This is a genomic window from Corynebacterium sp. HMSC034H07 (assembly GCF_001815175.1).
In the GTDB taxonomy this organism is placed as follows: domain Bacteria; phylum Actinomycetota; class Actinomycetes; order Mycobacteriales; family Mycobacteriaceae; genus Corynebacterium; species Corynebacterium hiratae.
The window spans coordinates 1-19,262 of the sequence record NZ_KV819482.1 but is presented as its reverse complement, the minus strand read 5'-3'; the positions used below and the strand labels follow the sequence as shown (position 1 = coordinate 19,262).

The following is a 19,262-nucleotide window of genomic DNA, read 5'->3' as shown; positions in this document are numbered from 1 at the left end:
GGAGGAGCTGCCCAAGCGCGTTCCAGGCCTCAAGACTTCCCACCCGCAGGCCACCTACCTGCTGTGGTTGGACTTTAGCGAAACGGCCATTGGGGATGACCCGAAGCCCGCGGCGTGGGTTCGCGAGCACGCCAAGGTGGCCCTGAATGAGGGTGTCACCTTCGGCACGGGCGGCGAGTATCATGCCCGTCTTAATTTCGCAACCTCCCGCGAGCTGCTGGAAGAGGCACTCGACCGGCTGGAGAAAGCATTTAGCTAAAATTTACATCTCATGTCATGGGCATTATCCTTAGAAAAATGTCCATAAATGACGTTCAGGCCCCCGCCCAGTCTGCTTCGAAGACGAGCTCGCCCATCGGCATCGTGCTCGTTGCCTCCCTCATGCTCTTCTCCATGTTCTTCGGAGCGGGCAACCTCATCTTCCCGCCGGAGGTCGGTGTCTCCTCCGGCACCAACTTCTGGCCCGCCACCCTGGGCTTCCTCGCCGCCGGCGTAGCCCTGCCGGTCTTGGCGGTGATCGCGGTGGCCATTTCCGGCCAGTCCGTGCGCGATATCGGAAACCACGGCGGCAAGATTTTCGGCGTGGCCTTCTCCGTCATCGCCTACCTGGCCATCGGCGCGTTTTACGCCCTGCCGCGTACCGGCGCGGTCTCCATGGAAACCGCGATTACCCCGCTGCTCGGGTGGGAGGGAACCTTCGCCAACGGCGCCTTCAACGTCGTCTTCTTCCTCATCGCTTTAGCCCTGGCCTGGCGCCCCAATGACATCATCGACACCCTGGGCAAGTTCCTGACCCCGGCGCTGGTCATCCTGCTCGCCGTCCTCATCACTTTGGCTACGCTGGCGAATCCCCGTGTGCCCGGCACCCCAACCGAGGAGTACGCCTCCGCGCCCTTCGTCACAGGCCTCTTCGAGGGCTACAACACCATGGACGCCATCGCGGGCCTGGCATTCTCCATCGTCATTGTGACCTCGCTGCGCTCCAAAGGTTTCACCACCGACCGCGCGCTGCTGCGCGGAACCATCACTTCCGCGGTCATCGCCGGCGCTCTGCTCGCCGCTATCTACCTGGGCCTGGCGTGGATCGGCCAAACCATGCCGAATGGTGCCTCCTATGATTCCGGCGCCACCTTGCTTGCCGACGCCTCCAATCTCACCATGGGCAACGTCGGCCAGGCCGTCTTCTCCGCCATCGTCATCTTGGCGTGCATGACCACCGCCGTGGGCCTGATTTCCGCCACCTCAGAGTTCTTCGCCATGCTCGTGCCGAAGACCACCTACCACTTCTGGGCCTGCTTGTTTACCGCACTGTCCATCGCCTTCGCCTTCCAAGGCCTGGACACGGTGCTCGCCATCGCGGTCCCCTTCATCGTGTTCTTGTACCCGCCGGCTATCTCCCTGATCGCGCTGACGCTTCTGCAACCAGCAGTTAAGAAGTGGGTCACCTTCTACTGGGGCTTCCGACTGGCGCTGTGGGTTTCCGTCCTGTGGTCCGCCGCCACCTCCTTCGGCGCCCCGCTTGGCTTCTCCCCTGGCCAAGACGTTGGCCTGGGCTGGGTAGTTCCCACGCTCCTCGCTTTTGCTATCGGCGTTATCATCGACTTTGTATCTACATCCTCGCCGAAGAAAAGTGAGTAGTTCATGACGCCCCGCGCCGCTCTATCCATCCTCGATTTCTGCACCATTTATGAGGGGGAGACCCCTTCTCAGTCCATGGCTAGGTCGGTCGAGCTAGCGCAACAGGCGGAGGCCTTGGGCTTTGAGCGCATGTGGTACACCGAGCATCACAACATGCCCTCCATTTCCTCGTCTTCCCCGGCGGTGTTGATCGCCCACATCGCCGCGAAGACCGAGCGCATCCGATTGGGCTCCGGCGGCGTCATGCTGCCGAACCACGCACCCTATGTCATCGCCGAACAATTCGGAACCCTCGCCGAACTCTACCCCGGCCGCATCGACTTAGGCCTAGGCCGCGCGCCCGGCACCGACATGAAGACCTTGGGCCGCGCCCTGCGCCGCGATAGAAACGCCGCCGAGCGCTTCCCCGAGGACGTCAAGGAGCTGCAGGGCTACCTTTCCGGCAAATCTCTCGTCCCCGGTGTGCAGGCCATCCCCGGCCACGGTACCAACGTGCCGATCTACATCCTGGGGTCCTCGCTCTTCGGCGCCTCGCTGGCAGCCAAGTTCGGTCTGCCTTATGCCTTCGCCTCGCACTTCGCCCCGCAGCACCTGGAAGCCGCCACGGCCTATTACCGCGAGAATTACCAGCCTTCCGAAGCCCACCCCGAGCCCTATGTCATCGCCGGCGTCAACGTCACCGCTGGGGATGACGCAGAAGAGGAATTCGAGAAGGTCTGTTTCCGCCGCGTTAAGGCCTTCGTCAGCCGCGGCAAGCAGCTCAGCGACGCCGACGTGGCCCGTATCATCGATTCCCCTCAAGGCCAGCAGATCATCAGCATGCTTCAGTACTCCGCAGTCGGCAGCATCGAGCACGTGCGCGAGTATCTCACCGACTTCCAGAGGTTGGCTCAGGCGGACGAGCTCATGATTTCCCTGCAATCCACAAGCCACGAGGCCGCGTTGGGTAACATGAGTAACCTGGCACAAGCGTGGCAGATGTAGACGTACGCGCAGGCGCGCGTACGCACATCTTTACCCGTCACAGCGTTGTTCTACATAGAGGAGAATTTCGGTGGCCCTTCGCCGCACACAGCAACACAGCATGATCGCTGACTACCTGCGCAACCTCATTCGCAGCAAGAAGCTTTCTCCTGGCGATTTCCTGCCCAGCGAGGCCGAGCTCTGCGAGCAATTCTCCTCTTCCCGCGGCCCGGTGCGCCAAGCCGTCGCGGCTCTGCGCTCGGAAGGCCTCATCTCCTCCGGCCGCGGCCGCCGCTCCGTCGTCCTCGGGCGTTTTACCTCGGAGTCCTTCGACTCGATTTATTCCGTGACGCACTGGCTGCGCGAGCGCGGCTTCGAGCCCGGCGCGTCCACGTTGTGGCTGGGCCGCTGCCCCGCCTCCGAGCAGGAAGCTGAATTCCTGCGGGTAGACACCGGCTCCCCCGTCATCTTTGTGCACCGCGTGCGCAGCGCCAACGGCATGCCCATCGCCATCGAGCGCATGTTCTTCCCACTGGACGTGGGCGGCCAGATCCTTAACTTCGATGCCGACAATGAGTCCATCCACGATCACCTTCGCAAGCAGGGCGTGGAATTCGACAGCGTCAACCGCGAGCTCTCCCTCGCCTACGCCAGCGAGGAGGATGCGCGCTCCCTCAATATCGACCCCGGCACCCCGCTGTGGCGCCTGCACCTCGACATCTCGGATCACTCCGGGCATCCCGTCGAGTGCACCGAAATCCTGTACCTCGGGGACCGCATGACGCTTGGCATGACGAACGTGCGCGGCACCACGTCCCCACTCGAGGTCAAGCTGTCGGAAGGATGATGAAGACTTGGCTAGGCGCGCTGGGGGTGGTCGTGGGGGCGTCGTTAAGCGCGTGTTCTGCCGGCTCCACGGCAGTGGTTGATTCGGATTCCTCCGCGCTGACGCTGGCTACCACGACGCCGGCGACCTCCCTGGATTTCACCACCGTCGGCGGCGCCGCCATCCCGGCAGCCCTCATAAGCAACGTCTACGAGACCCTGGTGCGCATCTCCCCGGAGGGAGAGATTGTCCCCGGGCTCGCCGAATCCTGGGAGGCCGAGCCCACGCGCTATACCTTCCACCTGCGTGAGGCCTCCTTCTCCAACGGCGAGGCTTTCACCGCGCACACCGCCGCGTGGTCCATCAACGCGGTGAAGACGGAGTGGACGAACGGCATTAGCGCCCAGATGGACGTGGTGGAATCCGCCACGGCTGTCGACGATCACACGCTGCTCGTCACCCTTAAGCGGCCCTCCGCCGGGTGGCTATGGTCCATGGGCACCGCCATTGGCGCGATGCGCACCCCCACCGACGCTGTGGGCACCGGCCCCTTTGCCGTCGCGGGCTTCTCCCCCAACGAGTACATCGCGCTGCGCGCCCGCCCCGACTACTGGGGCACCCCAGCGGAAGAAGACATCACCATCCGCTACTTCCCGGATTCCCTCACTGCGGTCAACGCGCTGCGCTCCGGCGGGGTCGACGCAGTGTGGGGCGTGCAAAACCCCGAGCTGCTCGACACCCTAGGTGACTCCATCGAGACCGCAGTCGGCACCACGAACGGCGAGGTGCTGCTGTCCATGAATAACCAGGCAGCGCCTTTCGACGATCCCCGCGTGCGCCGCGCCGTGGCTTATGGAATCGACCGCCACGCCGCCAACGAGATCCTCTGGGAAGGCCGCGCGCAGGACACGGGCGGCGCACCCGTCCCGCCGACTGATCCCTGGTTTAGCGGGAAGGACTACTACCCTTACGACCCGGCGCGCGCCCGCGCGCTGATGGAGGAGGCCGGGGCGGTGGGCACGCCGCTCACGCTCACCGTGCCGAGCCTGCCCTATGCGCAAACGCTCTCCGAGTTCCTCTACTCGCAGCTCACAGAGATGGGCTTTGAGGTCAGTCTGGAAACCGCGGAGTTTCCCGCGGTGTGGCTGAGCCAAGTCATGGGCGCCAAGGACTACCAGATGTCGCTCGTCGCGCACGTCGAGCCGCGCGATATCCCCACCATCTTTGGCAACCCTGACTATTACCTCGGCTATGATTCGCCGCAGGCCCGCACGCTGTTGGAGCAGGATGACATGACAGGGGCCGTGGACCAGATTATGGAGGACATGCCCGCCCTGACCTTGATGAACATGCCCAATATCGTGCTCTACCGCGAGGGCCTGACCGGCCTGCAGCCGAATCAGATCACCGATGCCATTGAGTTGCGAGGTGTGCGATGAGAATCCTGCGCTTCCTCGGCACCATGTGGGCCGCCTCCATCATCATCTTCCTGCTCATGCGGGCCGTGCCCGGCAACCCGGCGCGCGTGGCCTTGGGCGTCAACGCCACGGACGAGGCCGTGGAGAAGCTGACCCACTCCATGGGCTTAGACCGCCCGCTCATCGTGCAGTACCTGGAGTGGATGAAAGGGCTGTTAACCGGCAACTTCGGAATCTCCCTGTCCTCGCAGCAGGACATCACCCCGCTGGTGATTGACCGCGCGCAGGTTACGCTGTTGCTCATTGGGCTGGCCATCGCCCTCGCCCTGGTCGGTGCTATCCCCATGGGCATCCTGCTCGCCCGCTTTCGCCTCCCCGTGCTCAATGCCGCCACGCAGCTGGGTATCGCGGTGCCCAGCTTCCTGGTCGGTATCCTGCTCGTTGCGGTCTTCTCCGTGCACCTGGGCTGGCTGCCGGCCAACGGCTGGCAGCTGCCGCGCGAGGGTTTAAGCCACCTGGTCCTGCCGGTTATCTCGCTGGCGCTGGTGCAAGGCGCGATGCTCACGCGCTACGTGCGCGCCACCCTCCGTGAGGAGATGGACAAGGACTACATCCGCACCGCCCGCTCCCTGGGTGAATCCCGCACCGGGGCGCTCATCCGCCACGGCCTGCGCAACGCCGCCCTGCCGGTGCTCACCGTCACCGGCGTGCAGCTGAGCACCTTGGTGGTGGGCGCGGTGGTCATCGAGAACGTCTTCGTCATCCCGGGTCTGGGCTCCATGCTTCTCGACGCCGTCTCCACCCGCGACCTCACCACCGTCCAGACCCTCATCATGGTCTTCGTGACCTTCACCCTGACCGTCAACCTGCTCACGGACCTGGCCTACCGGGTCATCGACCCAAGGCTCAAGGAGGCGCGATGAAACCCGGCTACATTCTGGTGGGCCTGACCATCCTGCTCGCCCTGGTCTCCCTGGTGTGGACGCCCTATGACCCCAACCTCATCTCCCCAGACCGCCTGGCCGGCCCCAGCCTGGAGCACCTCATGGGCACCGACCGCTTCGGGCGCGATACCTTCTCCCGCATCCTCGCCGGCGCCCAGATCACCGTGCTGGTGGGCGTGGTGGCGGTGGCCATCGCCGCCCTCATCGGGGTACCGCTGGGCATTATCGCCGGGATGCGCGGTGGTGGCTTCATCATGGCGGCCACCGACCTGCTGCTCGCCTTCCCCGCGCTCCTTCTGGCCATCGTCGCCGGCGCGGTGTGGGGCTCGTCGACGCTCACGGCGACCATCGCCATCGGCATCGCCGGCATCCCCTCCTTCATCCGGGTCACGCGCTCGGGCACGCTGCAAATCATGACGCAGGACTATATCGCCGCCGCCCGCATCTCGCGCGTGCCGCCGGCGCTCATCGCGTGGCGCCACGTCCTACCCAACCTCGGCGGCATCGTGGCCATCCAGGCCTCCGTCTACTTTGCGTTGGCCGTCCTCGCCGAAGCCGGCCTCTCCTACCTCGGCCTGGGCACTGCCCCGCCGACCGCCTCGTGGGGTCGCATGCTGCACGACGCCCAACCCCTCCTGGCCACCCACCCCCTCCAAGCGCTGTGGCCCGGGCTGGCCATCGCCGGCACCGTCCTCGGATTCAACCTGCTAGGAAGCCATGCTGACCGTCACTGATCTGCGCGTGGGCCCCGTCGGCCCCCTCTCCTTTTCCATCGCACCCGGCGAGCGCGTCGGCTTCATCGGCGATTCCGGCAGCGGCAAGTCCCTGACGGCTCTGGCCATCATGGGGCTGTTGCCCGACCACCTGCAGGCCACCGGATCCATTAACTTCAACGGCCAGGAGCTGCTGGGCATGCGCGACCGCGACCTGCGCAAGCTCCCGCTGGCCATGGTCTTCCAAGAACCCATGACCGCACTCGACCCGCTGATGAAGGTGCCCGGCTTCAACCGCTTCCCGCACCAGCTTTCCGGTGGGCAGCGCCAGCGCGCGCTCATCGAGATGGCCATGGCCCGCCACCCCAAGCTGCTCATCTGCGATGAGCCAACCACCGCGCTGGATCCCTTCACCCAGGAGGAAATCCTCTCCACCATCGTGGATGCCGCGGACAGCGAAGACACGGCGCTGCTGTTTATTAGCCACGACCAGGACGTCGTCAAGCGCGTGTGCGACCGCGTCGTGCGCATCGGCGAGCTCACCACTCCCAACCTCACCCCGCCGCCCATGCCCACCCTGGGCGAGCCCGTCATCACGCTCAAGAACGTGACCAAGACCTACCGCGGGGTGACCGCGCTGGATGACGTCTCCCTCACCGTCCGCGAGGGCGAACGCCTCGGCATCGTCGGCGGTTCCGGTTCCGGCAAATCCACGCTGCTCAAGCTTCTCACGGGGCTGGCGCAGCCGACCTCGGGGACGGTGGCGGTGAAGAAGCGGGTGCACATGGTCTTCCAGGACCCCAAGGGCTCGCTCAACCCGCGCATGCCCATCTGGAAGATCGTGGCCGAAGGCGGCGGGACGCGCGACGAGGCCGAGACGGTACTGCGGGAGGTCGGCATCGAGGGCTTCGAGCGCTATCCGCGGGACTTCTCCGGCGGGCAGCGCCAACGTATTTCGCTGGCGCGCGCCGTGGTGGGCAAGCCGGATATTCTGCTGGCGGACGAGGCCGTCTCGGCGCTGGACGCCACCTCGCGGGCCCAAGTCCTCGAGTTGTTGCAGCGCGTGACGAAGGACATGACGCTGGTGTTTGTCTCCCACGACATCGACGTCGTGCGCCACTTGTGCCCCACGGTGGCGGTCCTGCAGGACGGCCGGCTCGTGGATCGCGGCGAAGCGAGTAAGGTGTTCTCCCGATATGGAACACCCTCTGCCGCATCGTCCTAGTGCCCTTCAGCTCTTTACCGCCTTCAACACCTCCGCGCGCCGCTGGCCCGGTGCCCTGCGCGCGGCGTTGGCGATCATTATCCCCGGCGGAATCGCTGTAGCGACGGGCCACCCGGATGCGGTGCTGCTCATTTCCGCCGGCGCGTTTTCCGTCATCTACGGCGAGGGGCACCCCTACCGCACGCGACGCCGCGTGATCCTCACCGCTGGCGGGCTGCTCACGCTGGCGGCCACGGCTGGTTCCCTCGTCGGCGTGCATGGGCTGGCGCTGTCCGCGGTGTTTACGGTGGTGCTGGCGACGACCGGCGCGTTCGTGCAGAATGCGCTGCGGCTGCCGCCGCCGGGTTCCTTCTTCATCGTGATGGTGGCCGGCGGCTCCACGATGCTGCGCGGGGTCTCGCCCTGGGAGGTGGCCGCATGGAGCCTGGCCGGCGTGGCGGCGGGCTATGTGCTGGGCATGCTGCCGCGTTTCCGGGATCCGCACGGCCCGGAGACCCGCGCGGTGGCCGCGTTGGAGAAGGCCGCCGATGCCTTCGTGAACTCCGATAGCGATTTCCTGGCTCGCCACCACCAGGCGCAGTCCGCGATTTCCACGGCTTGGCAAGCGCTTGCCGACGCCGGCGTCATCCGCGGCGGTCGCATCCGCCACCCCGCCCAAGCGGAGCTGGTGCACCGCGCGCTGGCCGCGCAGCAGCGCATCGTGGCGCACCACAAGCAGGTCGGCGGCAACTCGGATGAGCTGTCTGATTCCCCCACCTACGTGGACCCGGACCGCACCACCATCCCGCACACCAAGCCGACGATGCGCTACCGCTTCTACCGCGCCGCGGTGGGCAATTCCCACGCGGTGGTAACAGCGGAAAAGATCGCGCTCGGTGGCCTGGCCACCGCGTTCATTGGCATGGCGCTGGGGCTCAACCGCCCGGACTGGGGCGCGGTCTCGGTGCTCCTGCTCTTGCAGTGGGGGCCGGACCGGGTTCCGGGAACGATTCGCGGTGTGCAACGTATGCTGGGCTCCGTCTTAGGAGTGTGCGTCTTTGCGCTCATTGCGTCCTTCAGCCCGCACGGCTGGGGGTTGGTGCTCGCGCTGGCCTTCTGCCAGTTCTGCGCAGAGATTCTGGTGGTGAAGAACTACGCGCTGTGCGTTATCTTCTCCACGCCGCTCGCTTTGCTCATGGGCAACTCTTCGGAGCACATGGCCCACACCATCGGCTCGCGCATGGCGGAGATTGGACTCTCCGTGGTCGTGGCGATGCTCTTCCTGTGGCTGTGGAAGCCGCGCGCCCAGCTGACCAACCACTACCGCCTGCAAACGCGCTGCTTCGAGGCGATGGCCGCCCTGCTCGGCGCGCTACTCATCAAGACCCCCGAGGAAGCGCTGGCACAGCGGCGCGACCTGCACTACGAGCTGCTCTCGGAACGGCGTAGCATCCAGTCGCTGGCGACCAACCACTCCGATATCAGCGAGTTCTGGGAGCGCCACACCGCCTTGCAACCGGCCGGCTACTTCCTCTTAGATTTCTGCGTGGTCAATCCGCTCTCGCAGCCCAGCCGCGCGGAATTGGACACGCTCATCGAGAAAATCACCGCAGCGGAAATGCGGTCCTGACCTCCTAGCACGGGCAACCCCCGGTTGCCCGCGAATCATTTCACCGACAGCAAAAGGTTCGGATCGAGTACGTGTTCCTCCACGAGTTCGAAGAGAGCGAAGGCTTCCTCCAGCTCACGGACATTCTCATCAAAATTAGGCAGCGACATGGCATTCCAATCGACGCAGAAATAAGTGTCTTCATCCTAGCTCACAACACTGTCATTTCGCGCACCTGCGATAATGGTCACCATGAACTCTCGACAAGCCACCGGTCCCCCAGTAGGCATCTATCCCCACGACATGCACCCGGGCTTGGTCCCTGGCATCGGCGTGGAGGACCAACGCAACGCTTTCGCCCTCGACAAAATCACCTTTTTCAGCACCGCTACCTTCGTCGTAGCCTTCATCGTGTGGGGCATTAGCTCGCCAGAATCCGTCTCGGCCGCATCCTCCTCCGCCTTTTCCTGGGCCATCACGAACGCCGGGTGGCTGCTCAACATCACCATGATGATGGCCGTAGCCACCATGCTATACATCGGCTGCTCCCGTCTAGGTCGCATCAAGCTCGGGACCGATGACGAAGAGCCTGAGTTCGGCTGGTTTAGCTGGGTCGCCATGATGTTTGGCGCCGGCATCGGCGTCGGCATCTTCTTCTACGGCCCGTCAGAGCCGCTGTCGCACTATCTCACCCCGCCGCCGCACACCGTCGACGGCAACAGCGTCGAGGCCCTGCACCAGGCCATGGCCCAGGCGCACTACCACTGGGGAATCTCGCCCTGGGCAGCCTATGCCCTCGTCGGCGGCGCCATCGCCTATTCCTCCTACCGCCGCGGACGCGTCCCTCTGGTGTCCTCGATTTTCAAGCCGCTGTTCGGCTCCCGCGATACCGACGGCCCGCTGGGCAAGCTTATCGACGTCCTCGCCCTCGTCGCCACGCTCTTCGGCACCGCCGCCACACTGGGTCTTTCCGCCATCCAGATCGGCCAAGGCGTCTCCATCATCCGTGGTGCCGGCCCGCTGACCAACTCCGTGCTCATCGTGATCATTGCGGTCCTGGGCTGCGGTTTCATCATCTCGGCGGTCTCGGGTGTCTCCCGCGGCGTGCGCTATCTCTCTAATTTCAACATCACGGTGACACTCGGCTTGGTCATCTTTGTCTTCTTCACCGGTCCGACCTTGCTCCTGCTCAATCTCGTGCCCTCCGGCATCGTGACCTACATCGACCAGCTTTTGCCGATGATGGCCAAAGGCCTGTCCTGGGGCGATGAAACCGTCGAGTTCCAGTCCTACTGGACTGCGTTCTACTGGGCGTGGTGGATTGCCTGGACGCCGTTCGTCGGCATGTTCGTGGCCCGTATCTCCCGTGGCCGCACGCTGCGCGAATTCACGGCCGTGACCGTCTTCGCCCCTTCCCTCATCCTCATCCTGGCCTTCACCATCTTCGGCGGCACGGCCATTACCTTCCAGCGCGAAGAACTACCCAACTTTGATGGCTCCGCCTCCGGCGAGCAGGTTCTTTTCGCCATGTTCGACAACCTGCCGCTGAGCAGCATCACGCCTTTCATTTTGATCCTGGTGCTGGCGGTCTTCTTCATCACCTCTGCGGATTCCGCATCGGTCATCATGGGAACCATGTCCTCCAAGGGCAATCCCGCCCCGAACAAGATCATCGTTATCTTCTGGGGCCTGTGCATGATGGGCATCGCTGTTGTCATGCTTCTGACCGGTGGTGAGGACGTGCTCACAGGCCTGCAGAACCTGACAATCCTCTCAGCGCTACCTTTCTGCATCGTGCTGCTCGTCATGATGGTGGCCTTCATCAAGGACCTGCGCTCCGACCCGGTATTCATCCGCCGCGCCTACGCGCGTGCCGCGGTGGAAAACGCCGTCGTGCGTGGCATCGAGGAGCACGGCGATGATTTCGAGATCACCGTCGAGCACGCCGACGAGGGCCGCGGTGCCGGCTCCGACTTCGACTCCTCAGCGCACCGCTACACAGACTGGTACCAGCGCACCGATGAAAAGGGCGAGAATGTAGACTACGACTTCGACACCGATACCTGGGCCGATGGCTACGACCCGAACTCTGAGCAGAAGGAGACCTAAGTGGGCATCCCCGACGATGTCGTCCTCGACGGCTACACGCTTATCGAACAGCACGAAGTGGACCACGAGTTCCTCATCAATGGCTCGCCGCTCGCCGTGGATACGCCTCTGCTTTTCGCACTCACGATTGTTGGTGTTCTCCTCGTGGCGGCCAGCTTCTTCCTGCGCAGGCCGGTCCGCATCATCGCCGGGCTCTTGGGCGCGATCCTGACGCTGACCAAGCTGTGGTGGATGCCCATCGCACTGGCCCAACAGTTCAACGACAGCCAGGTCTTTGGCTACACGCTGAAGTACTACCCCCGGTACTGGCCGGCGGCCTCCATCATCGTGGTGGTCATCGCAATCATCGGCATCATTTCCGCCTTCCTCCGCCGAGGCTAGCGCGACTCCAACACCGCAATCGCAATGTGCACGCGGTTGGTACCGCCCAGCTTGTCCAAGATGTGCTTGATATGGGTCTTCACCGTGGTCACGGAAACGTAGAGCTGTCCGGCAATCTCCTGGTTGTCTAGGCCCTGGGCCACCAGCTCCGCCACCTCGTTTTCGCGCTGGCTTAAGCCCTCCAGTGGGCGGGGCTCAGGCGACTTGGCTGCGGTTGTGGGCGCAGGCTCAGGACGCTTGAGCGCCAGCAAATTCTTCAGCGCCTTCGGGCTCAGCAGCTGCTGTCCTGCGGCCACGGCCCGCACCGCCGAGACCAGTCCTTCCGGCTCGATGGTCTTCAGCAAGAACCCCATCGCGCCGGCGTGTAGCGCATCCACGATGAACTCATCCGTATCAAAAGCGGTGAGCATGACCACCGGAAGGTCTGCCGCGCTCGCGCGCAGCTGTCCGGCCGCCTCGATGCCGTCCATCACGGGCATGCGGATATCCATGAGAACGACATCCGGTTGCAGATCCAGCACGCGGGCCACGCCATCGCGCCCATTGCCGGCCTCGGCCACCACCTCGATGTCTGCTGCGCCTTCCAGGATGAAGCGGATACCGCGCCGCAGTGCCTGCTCGTCATCGACTAACACCACTGAAATCATTACGCGTGTGCCTCCTCCGGTAGCTCGAGGACCCAGGTGAAGGTGGAGGCGTCGTCAAGCACTGTGAAGGTGCCTCCCGCCAGCCGGGCGCGTTCCTCCAGCCCCAACAGGCCATTGCCGCCGCCGGACTTCGGCTGGTGCGTCACCTTCTTATTCTGCATGGTCACCCGCACCTTATCCTCCTCGTTCTCCACGGTGAGCCTTACCTTCTGCCCCGGCGCGTACTTGCGCGCGTTGGTCAGCCCCTCCTGCACGGCGCGGCCCAGCGTGTGAGCTGCCATCGTGCTAAGCCTATCGATGCTCTCATGCGCGTCCCCTTTCTCATACCGCACCTTCGTCCCCGTCGCCCGTGCGCGCTCGATGTGTTCTTCGATGCTCGCGCGCGGATCCACCCGATCGTCCACGCGCAGCGCCTTGATCACCCCGCGCAGATCCTCCACAGCGGCCTTCGCCTCCGACTGGATGGTGTCTGCCGCCTCGGCGATGTGCTCTGGGTCCGCATCCTTGCGGTAGCTCAGGCCACCCGCGTACACGGAAATAAGGCTGAGCCGATGCGAGAGGGAATCGTGGATATCGCGGGCAATGCGGTTGCGTTCCTCCAGACGCGCCCGCTCCTCGCGCGAGCGCAGCTGGTCCTCATTAAGCTCCGCCAAGCTCACCAGCGTGACCTCGCGCTGGCGGCGCTGCGCGCGCACCGAGCCCGTAATCCAGGCAACGATAAGAAAGAGGCTCCCATAGAACACGTAACCAAAGGGATCGAAGATGTTCATCCGAATGTAAGGCACAGAGATAACGGTCACACACGAGGCCACGAAGACCGCCGTCCCCGCCAGGGACCACCGCAATCGGCCGCGCGAGATGATTGAAATCAACACCACCAGCACTGACAGCGACAGTGGGCGAAACCCGCCTAGTACCAGGACGAGCAGAGCCGCAATCAGCACCACCGGGTGGCCGGGGTACTCCTCGTGGATGTTGCGCTCCCGCCGTGAGTGGTGCAGGGCGAAGGGCAGCAGAATCCACGTGGCGAAGCTAAATAGACCCATCAAGCCCATAACAAGGGCTTCCTGATCCGTCCCCTCGAAGTTTTCGATATGGGGGATCCATGCCGCCAAATCCGCCACCACGCAGAGCAGAATGAGCAGCACCGTGATCCACAGTGGTCGCGTCTTTCTCGTCATGGTTGCCACGATAGTTCTCCCTGCGTTCCGGAAAATCCTCCCTGCGGAGGATACCGGCACCCCAAGCCCGGTTCATAACCTAAACCGCATGAGAAGAACACAGACTTTGTACGAACTGCTCACCGCCGCCGGACTGGTGTTCGTCGCTTATGATTTCTCCCACGGCGCTTTCGTCACTACCAGCGCGCTCGCCGCAGTGTTGTACGCGGCCGTGGCAATCGGTCTCACGTTGCTGATTTTGCGCAAGCACCCGGGCATTGCGCACGCGGTGGTGTGGGGTATTGCGGTCTCCACTGTCGCCGGCCAGCTCAACGAGAACATGTACCACCTCCTCATCCGTACGGTCCCGGACTGGCTGGTCTTCGCTGGCATCGCCCCACTCACCGAGGAGGTCCTCAAATTCCTCGGCGTCATCTTCATTTGCACCTGCGTCATCCGGCCCCGCCACTGGGCGGATTACGTCTTCGTCGGTGTGGCTGTAGGCATGGGCTTTAGCGTGAGCGAAAACGCCGTCTACTACGTCAACATGACGCTGGAGAACCTCGATTCTGATATCAGGGGAACGCTGCTGGCGGTGCTTGTCCGCTTCATCGCGAATCCGCTCATGCATTCCTTCTTCACCGCAATCGCGGCTTACGGGCTCTCCCGCAGGCAACCGGTGCGTTGGTTGCTCATCGCCATGGCGGTGCACTTCACCGCCAATTTCGGCCCGTCTATCTCTACCGCGTTTGAGGACGCCTTCTGGCCCATCTTCCCCACCTTCCTCATCCTCATCGGCCTGTGGGTCGCCACGATTGTCAGTATTGTGAAACTCCGCAAAATCCTCCCTGCGGAGGATACCGGGGTCAAACCGCAGCTCTTAGGGTCAAAAGCATGAGAAACACACTGATTTATTCCTGCATCGGCGTCCTCGCCGCAGTACCGCTTGCCGACGCCCTCCTCCCCGACCCCACTCCCGACACCACCCCCGTGCGCGGCATCCCGGAGCTCGAATGCCCGGAGGATCCGTACGCCTCCTCGCAGACCTGGAACTGCGGGAGCGCGACCATCATTTCGGAGGAAGGCAACTCCTCCCACGAGGTCGAGACCTACCTGCCGCGGCAGCACCGTTCCTTTACCGGGACCAGCGCGCTGACCGACGCCCCCATCACCACCCAGGCTGCCGAGCTCTACCGCGTCGAGGACGGCGACGGCATCACGCTGTCTCAGCGGCACAACAACACCATCTCCTTCCTCCACATCTACGGACCGAAGGCACGTGACTTCGCCGACCGCGTGCAGCCGGAGGACGCATGAAGTACCTGTACTACCTGCTGACCCTCGGCGCGCTGGCCGTGTCCGCCTTCCACTACACCCGCGAACCCTTTCTACCCGCAAGTGCTCTGGCCGCCGTGATCTTCGCCGCCGTACTCGTCCCCCTCACGCTGTTCCTCCTGCGCCGCCGGCCGGGAATTGCCCACGGCGTGGTGTGGGGCTTCGCGTTCTCCGGGCTCGCCGTGGAGCTCAATACGAACATGACACACCTCCTTGCCCGCGCGGGCCTAGAGTGGCTGGGCGCTGCGGGATATGCGCCGCTCATCGAGGAAGTGCTGAAGTTCCTCGGCGTGCTGCTTATCTGCACCTTCGTCATCCGGCCCCGCAGTTTGCTCGACTACGTCTTCGTGGGCGTGGCCGTGGGCATCGGCTTCACTGTAGGTGAGGACGCCACCGCCTTCGCGCGCATGACGGCGGATAACCTCGACTCGGATACCGCCGGCGCGATCTCGGCGGTGGTTATCCGATTGGTATCCAACCCGCTCTCCCACTCGCTATTCACCGGGCTTAGCGCCTATGGCCTATCCCAGAAACAGCCTGTGCGCTGGCTCATTGCCGCCATCGCGGTGCACGTGACGAACAACCTCTTCCCGTCGCTAAGCACCGCGTTCGACGACGCCGTCTGGCCCGTGCTCGCCGGCATGGTCGTCGTGCTAGCCGTGTGGGTAGCCACCATCTGGGGCGTTATTGCGCTGCGGAAGAACGCGGCTGCGCATCCAGCCCCGTACCCTGCACCGGTGCGCGCATAGCCTTCGTGGCCGGGGAGGGATGGGCGTCCTCGGCGGCGAGGCGCTCAAAGGCCACCGCCGCCAGGGCCGCGGCTTGATCTCCCAGAACAGAATCATCGAAGCGCACCAGCGGCGAGTGGTTCCACTCGCGCATGTGCTCCGGGGTGTGCGGATCCCCCGTACCGAACCACATGAAGGTGCCCGGAACCTGGGATAACACCGCGCCGAAGTCTTCCGAGGCCATCATCGGCGTATCCATGGTCAGCACGTTTTCCGCGCCGAACATCCCCGCCCACAACGACGCCGCGAACTGGTCCTCGCGCGGTGAGGTCTTCGTCGCCGAATACAGGACCTCAAAGTCCACCTTCGCGGTACAACGGTGCGAGGCCGCCACGGAGCTCGAGACCTCGATGATCATTTGGCGGACGGCGTCGATGTGTTCGTCGCGAAGCACGCGCACCGTCGCTCCCAGCTCCGCCTTGTCCGGGATGACGTTGACCGCCCCGTCGCCCGCGCGCAGGTTGGTCACCGTGATAACAATCGGCGAGTTCGCGTCGAAGCGCCGGGTCAGCGCCACCTGCAGCGCCACCTGGATCTCCGCCAAGGCGGCAACCGGATCAATCGCATCGTGCGGGCGTGAACCATGCCCGCCCTTGCCGTAGACGGTGATACCCAGGTTCGAGGACGAGGCCATCATCGGCCCGGCGATGTGATGGAAGGTACCCCGATCCTGCGGGCCGACGTGCAGGCCGTAGGCGGCAATGGGGCGGCGGCCAGCAGCGTCGAGCACGCCCTCATCAATCATCGGCTGCGCACCACCCGGGCCTTCCTCGCCCGGCTGGAACATGAAGATGACATCGCCCAACAGCTCCTCGCGGTGGCGGCAGAGCATCTTGACCGCGCCGATAAGCCCCGCCGTGTGCAGGTCGTGGCCACACGCATGCATGTTGTTATTCGTCGAAGCGAAAGGACTGCCCGTTTGTTCGCGCACCGGAAGGCCGTCCATGTCCGCACGCAGCAGCACCGACACGGGGCGCTCGCCGCGCTTGCCGCCACGCAGCACCGCGACGACCGAGCTGAGGTCACGGCCGAGATGAATCTCCAGCGGTAGGCCTTTAAGGGCTTCGAGCACCTTCTCCTGGGTGCGCGGCAGGTGCAGCCCCACCTCCGGGTTCTGGTGCAAATCGCGGCGGAACTCCTGCAACTCCGGAAGCAACTCCCGGCCTTCCTCCACGAACACCTGGCTGGCCAACCGCTCCCCCAGCTTGGCCGAAACCATCGGAAGCGGTGGCAATTGCTGACGGTGGCGCGGGGCCATCTTCATGGTGTCATCCTTTCCGAGCATGTGCGCCGAGCATACCGGAATCTGTATTAAGGTAGCCGTTTATGAAGCTCTTCTCCGCGCTGGTGGCCAGCTCCCTGATGTTCACGCCCGGCTCCTCCTACCAACTGTCGAGCCGCGACGAGGCCTCATCGCAGTGGGCCGTGGACACCATGTTCAACGTCATCGATGGCTTGGGTACCTCCTCCCACCTACTCACCGACGCATGGTCTACGGAGCAGGAAGAGTACCCGTACCCGATTAAAGAAATCGACGAGGTCTCCCTCGTGGAGCGGCGCGCCACCGACGAACCTGGCCGCGAGAAGTGGATCGTGTCTTCGCCGTCGATGGGGCGCGATATTCCCGTCGACGTCGTCGTGGGCAACGGCGGGCCCGTTGTGTACTTTCTCGAGGGCGTAGATTCCCCGGAGACCTCGAACTGGATCACCAAGGGCCACGTGCGCCGCGTGTTTGGGGATACGGATGCGAGCGTGGTGATTCCGTCGCAAGGCGCAGGTTCCATGTGGACCGACTGGAGAGAGGACGACCCCAAGCTGGGGCGCCACAAGTGGGAAACTTTTGTCACCACCGAACTCGCCCCCGTCGTGGAAGCGGAGCTCAACCACAACGGCAAGCGCGGGCTCATTGGATTGTCCATGGGAGCGTCGGGCGCGGTGATGATGGCGAACAACAACCCGGGTTTCTTTAATGGCGTGGCGGGAATTTCCGGCTGCTATTCCACCACCAGCCAGGTGGGCCAGGGCACGGTGGACTTGACGGTGCGCACCAAGGGCGGCGACCCAACGAACATGTGGGGCCCGCGCGGTTCGGAGGATTGGCTACGCAATGACGTCATGTCCCACCCGGAGGGGCTGCGCGGCACGGCGCTGTACCTCGCCGCGGCCTCGGGCGCATGGACAGACGAGGAACTGGCGGCCTACCCCGGAAAGTCCGTCAATGACCGCATCGGGGGCACCCTTTTAGAGGCCGGCTCGCGTCGCTGTACGGAGGAGTTTTCTGCCGCGCTTGCCGACGCCTCCATCCCCCACACCACCGACTATCTCACCGAAGGCACCCACGACTGGGTGATGTTTGGCAAGCAATTGCAGCCGGCGTGGGATGCGATTAAATCAGCGCTGTACTAGCGACGCCCCACCCGCTTCGCTTCCGCGTCGGCTTACTCTCGCGCGTTTCCCGAGCCCGTGATTGGCGCTTATCCCGACCTGTCCCCCGTCACCCGTGGCGCACCCCTTCTAAGTAGGAATTTTGTTCTTCCGGTTGCGGGGTCGCGGGTGCTGGTTTAATCTTCGTGCCCATGGGGGATATCGAAACCTACCTCCGCCTCCGCAACTCGGGGATTGCGCTGGTGGAGCATATACCTGGCTCACCCGACGAGCTTCGCGCGCTCGGCGCTGACCCAGCCGATGCTGCCGAGCTGTCACAGCTACACCAGGTGTACTTCGGCCCCACCCGCTACACCGGCAAACAACGCAAGGCTCGCACCGCAGCGCTTGCCCAACGCCACAGTCTGGGCACCCTCACACTGATTGAAACCTACGTGTCGAAGGTCAAGAAGACCTTGGATGCGTGGAACCTCCGAGCCAAACTCGCCGCCACACCAGCACACCGCATCCCCACCGTTGCCACCACGAGGCTTAAAGAACTCAAACGTAAAAGAACCGCCAAACCAGGCGTGCGCATCACCTACCGAGAGCAAGGCCCTAACACGCTCTCCATTACTGACGATGCCACCACGATTGCCAACATGCGCGCAGTCCTAGAATCCGCCAACAACACCGACCTTCTACAAGCCGCCAACGACGTCTTCTTCAACCAAGCCACCGGCACTAAGCCTTCCGTGCGCACCCAAGTCATCGTCACACTGAATGAGTTGGACCAGATCATCAATGGTGACGGCGACGAGATCGAGCTCAACCTCACCAACGGCGCGCGCATGACAGGAGCAGAATTCCTCACCCACAAGTTTGCCGAAATAGGCTACGCCACCATCGTCCACCCCATCGAAGGCCCCATCAACACCTGGCGGCTAGAGCGCGGGGCAAACTTCAAGCAACGCCTTACCCTGCACGCCGAATTCCACACCTGTTCTAGACCAGGGTGTAATAAACCAGCTGATTACTGCCAAATCCATCACCTCATCCCTTGGCAGGCTGGTGGCTACACCAACATTAAGAACCTGACGTTTTTGTGCGCCTACCACAACGGCATTAACGACGATGACCCTTTAAAACCCACCGGGCGCGGC

18 protein-coding genes and 1 pseudogene are annotated in these 19,262 nt (G+C 63.8%); 16 read left to right on the top strand and 3 right to left on the bottom strand.

The window, feature by feature from the left end; translation table 11 throughout:
• The 11 genes and pseudogenes from HMPREF3009_RS00450 to HMPREF3009_RS00400 all read left to right on the top strand — a co-directional run.
• A pseudogene (locus HMPREF3009_RS00450) lies at positions 1-259 on the top strand (pyridoxal phosphate-dependent aminotransferase); the annotation flags it as partial.
• A gap of 38 nt (positions 260-297) precedes the next feature.
• Positions 298-1,638 carry a branched-chain amino acid transport system II carrier protein gene (gene brnQ / locus HMPREF3009_RS00445; protein ID WP_070679306.1) on the top strand — a complete coding sequence of 447 codons (1,341 nt, stop codon included), beginning with the start codon at positions 298-300 and terminating at the stop codon, positions 1,636-1,638.
• A 3-nt stretch (positions 1,639-1,641) separates the two neighbouring features.
• A complete protein-coding gene (locus HMPREF3009_RS00440; RefSeq protein WP_070679303.1) occupies positions 1,642-2,622 on the top strand; it encodes an LLM class flavin-dependent oxidoreductase in 981 nt (326 codons plus the stop codon).
• Positions 2,623-2,692: 70 nt separating this feature from the next.
• Positions 2,693-3,448, top strand: a complete 756-nt coding sequence (locus HMPREF3009_RS00435; protein WP_070679300.1) for a GntR family transcriptional regulator — start codon at positions 2,693-2,695, stop codon at positions 3,446-3,448.
• Complete coding sequence (locus HMPREF3009_RS00430) at positions 3,448-4,866, top strand: ABC transporter substrate-binding protein (protein WP_070679298.1); 1,419 nt, start codon at positions 3,448-3,450, stop codon at positions 4,864-4,866. The genes HMPREF3009_RS00435 and HMPREF3009_RS00430 overlap by 1 nt, the downstream gene beginning before the upstream one ends.
• Positions 4,863-5,768 carry an ABC transporter permease gene (locus HMPREF3009_RS00425; RefSeq protein WP_070517891.1) on the top strand — a complete coding sequence of 302 codons (906 nt, stop codon included), beginning with the start codon at positions 4,863-4,865 and terminating at the stop codon, positions 5,766-5,768. Before HMPREF3009_RS00430 ends, HMPREF3009_RS00425 begins: the two co-directional genes overlap by 4 nt.
• Positions 5,765-6,523 carry an ABC transporter permease gene (locus HMPREF3009_RS00420; RefSeq protein WP_010190814.1) on the top strand — a complete coding sequence of 253 codons (759 nt, stop codon included), beginning with the start codon at positions 5,765-5,767 and terminating at the stop codon, positions 6,521-6,523. Before HMPREF3009_RS00425 ends, HMPREF3009_RS00420 begins: the two co-directional genes overlap by 4 nt.
• Entirely contained in the window at positions 6,507-7,727 is a 1,221-nt protein-coding gene (locus HMPREF3009_RS00415) for an ABC transporter ATP-binding protein (protein WP_070679296.1), read from the top strand. The genes HMPREF3009_RS00420 and HMPREF3009_RS00415 overlap by 17 nt, the downstream gene beginning before the upstream one ends.
• Entirely contained in the window at positions 7,699-9,336 is a 1,638-nt protein-coding gene (locus tag HMPREF3009_RS00410) for an FUSC family protein (RefSeq protein WP_070679294.1), read from the top strand. The genes HMPREF3009_RS00415 and HMPREF3009_RS00410 overlap by 29 nt, the downstream gene beginning before the upstream one ends.
• A gap of 222 nt (positions 9,337-9,558) precedes the next feature.
• On the top strand, positions 9,559-11,424 hold the full coding sequence (locus HMPREF3009_RS00405) for a BCCT family transporter (protein WP_070513640.1): 1,866 nt from the start codon (positions 9,559-9,561) through the stop codon (positions 11,422-11,424).
• A complete protein-coding gene (locus tag HMPREF3009_RS00400) occupies positions 11,425-11,805 on the top strand; it encodes a hypothetical protein (protein WP_070513643.1) in 381 nt (126 codons plus the stop codon).
• Here HMPREF3009_RS00400 and HMPREF3009_RS00395 read toward each other — a convergent pair.
• Both HMPREF3009_RS00395 and HMPREF3009_RS00390 read right to left on the bottom strand, forming a co-directional pair.
• Positions 11,802-12,452: a response regulator gene (locus tag HMPREF3009_RS00395; protein ID WP_070513646.1), complete on the bottom strand. Its 651-nt coding sequence runs from the start codon at positions 12,450-12,452 to the stop codon at positions 11,802-11,804. The genes HMPREF3009_RS00400 and HMPREF3009_RS00395 overlap by 4 nt on opposite strands.
• The gene (locus HMPREF3009_RS00390) at positions 12,452-13,633 is read right to left on the bottom strand and encodes a sensor histidine kinase (RefSeq protein ID WP_232751692.1); all 1,182 of its coding nucleotides are present in this window, start codon (positions 13,631-13,633) and stop codon (positions 12,452-12,454) included. The genes HMPREF3009_RS00395 and HMPREF3009_RS00390 overlap by 1 nt, the downstream gene beginning before the upstream one ends.
• Positions 13,634-13,721: 88 nt before the next feature.
• On the opposite strand from HMPREF3009_RS00390, the gene HMPREF3009_RS00385 reads away from it, so the two are divergent.
• From HMPREF3009_RS00385 to HMPREF3009_RS00375, 3 genes are read left to right on the top strand one after another with little or no spacing between them, the layout of a single operon-like run.
• Positions 13,722-14,510 carry a PrsW family glutamic-type intramembrane protease gene (locus HMPREF3009_RS00385; protein ID WP_083312689.1) on the top strand — a complete coding sequence of 263 codons (789 nt, stop codon included), beginning with the start codon at positions 13,722-13,724 and terminating at the stop codon, positions 14,508-14,510.
• A complete protein-coding gene (locus HMPREF3009_RS00380) occupies positions 14,507-14,929 on the top strand; it encodes a hypothetical protein (protein ID WP_070679291.1) in 423 nt (140 codons plus the stop codon). The genes HMPREF3009_RS00385 and HMPREF3009_RS00380 overlap by 4 nt, the downstream gene beginning before the upstream one ends.
• Positions 14,926-15,696 carry a PrsW family glutamic-type intramembrane protease gene (locus HMPREF3009_RS00375; RefSeq protein ID WP_070679288.1) on the top strand — a complete coding sequence of 257 codons (771 nt, stop codon included), beginning with the start codon at positions 14,926-14,928 and terminating at the stop codon, positions 15,694-15,696. Before HMPREF3009_RS00380 ends, HMPREF3009_RS00375 begins: the two co-directional genes overlap by 4 nt.
• Here HMPREF3009_RS00375 and HMPREF3009_RS00370 read toward each other — a convergent pair.
• Positions 15,632-16,999, bottom strand: a complete 1,368-nt coding sequence (locus tag HMPREF3009_RS00370) for a M20 metallopeptidase family protein (protein ID WP_070679285.1) — start codon at positions 16,997-16,999, stop codon at positions 15,632-15,634. The genes HMPREF3009_RS00375 and HMPREF3009_RS00370 overlap by 65 nt on opposite strands.
• Positions 17,000-17,061: 62 nt before the next feature.
• Between HMPREF3009_RS00370 and HMPREF3009_RS00365 the strand changes: the two genes are divergently transcribed.
• Both HMPREF3009_RS00365 and HMPREF3009_RS00360 read left to right on the top strand, forming a co-directional pair.
• Positions 17,062-18,141: an alpha/beta hydrolase gene (locus tag HMPREF3009_RS00365; RefSeq protein ID WP_070517899.1), complete on the top strand. Its 1,080-nt coding sequence runs from the start codon at positions 17,062-17,064 to the stop codon at positions 18,139-18,141.
• 170 nt (positions 18,142-18,311) lie between these two features.
• Positions 18,312-19,262 (top strand): HNH endonuclease signature motif containing protein (locus HMPREF3009_RS00360; RefSeq protein WP_070679282.1); only part of this gene is annotated, 951 nt, incomplete at its 3' end.

What these genes read in the sequence shown, in the direction of transcription:
- HMPREF3009_RS00410 (WP_070679294.1), top strand. Translation starts at nt 7,699, where the DNA reads ATGGAACACCCTCTGCCGCATCGTCCTAGTGCCCTTCAGCTCTTTACC.
- HMPREF3009_RS00425 (WP_070517891.1), top strand. Translation starts at nt 4,863, where the DNA reads ATGAGAATCCTGCGCTTCCTCGGCACCATGTGGGCCGCCTCCATCATC.
- HMPREF3009_RS00440 (WP_070679303.1), top strand. Translation starts at nt 1,642, where the DNA reads ATGACGCCCCGCGCCGCTCTATCCATCCTCGATTTCTGCACCATTTAT.
- HMPREF3009_RS00390 (WP_232751692.1), bottom strand. Translation starts at nt 13,633, where the DNA reads ATGACGAGAAAGACGCGACCACTGTGGATCACGGTGCTGCTCATTCTG.
- HMPREF3009_RS00420 (WP_010190814.1), top strand. Translation starts at nt 5,765, where the DNA reads ATGAAACCCGGCTACATTCTGGTGGGCCTGACCATCCTGCTCGCCCTG.
- HMPREF3009_RS00370 (WP_070679285.1), bottom strand. Translation starts at nt 16,999, where the DNA reads ATGAAGATGGCCCCGCGCCACCGTCAGCAATTGCCACCGCTTCCGATG.
- HMPREF3009_RS00380 (WP_070679291.1), top strand. Translation starts at nt 14,507, where the DNA reads ATGAGAAACACACTGATTTATTCCTGCATCGGCGTCCTCGCCGCAGTA.
- HMPREF3009_RS00385 (WP_083312689.1), top strand. Translation starts at nt 13,722, where the DNA reads ATGAGAAGAACACAGACTTTGTACGAACTGCTCACCGCCGCCGGACTG.
- HMPREF3009_RS00395 (WP_070513646.1), bottom strand. Translation starts at nt 12,452, where the DNA reads ATGATTTCAGTGGTGTTAGTCGATGACGAGCAGGCACTGCGGCGCGGT.
- HMPREF3009_RS00430 (WP_070679298.1), top strand. Translation starts at nt 3,448, where the DNA reads ATGAAGACTTGGCTAGGCGCGCTGGGGGTGGTCGTGGGGGCGTCGTTA.
- HMPREF3009_RS00365 (WP_070517899.1), top strand. Translation starts at nt 17,062, where the DNA reads ATGAAGCTCTTCTCCGCGCTGGTGGCCAGCTCCCTGATGTTCACGCCC.
- HMPREF3009_RS00415 (WP_070679296.1), top strand. Translation starts at nt 6,507, where the DNA reads ATGCTGACCGTCACTGATCTGCGCGTGGGCCCCGTCGGCCCCCTCTCC.
- brnQ (WP_070679306.1), top strand. Translation starts at nt 298, where the DNA reads ATGTCCATAAATGACGTTCAGGCCCCCGCCCAGTCTGCTTCGAAGACG.
- HMPREF3009_RS00405 (WP_070513640.1), top strand. Translation starts at nt 9,559, where the DNA reads ATGGTCACCATGAACTCTCGACAAGCCACCGGTCCCCCAGTAGGCATC.
- HMPREF3009_RS00375 (WP_070679288.1), top strand. Translation starts at nt 14,926, where the DNA reads ATGAAGTACCTGTACTACCTGCTGACCCTCGGCGCGCTGGCCGTGTCC.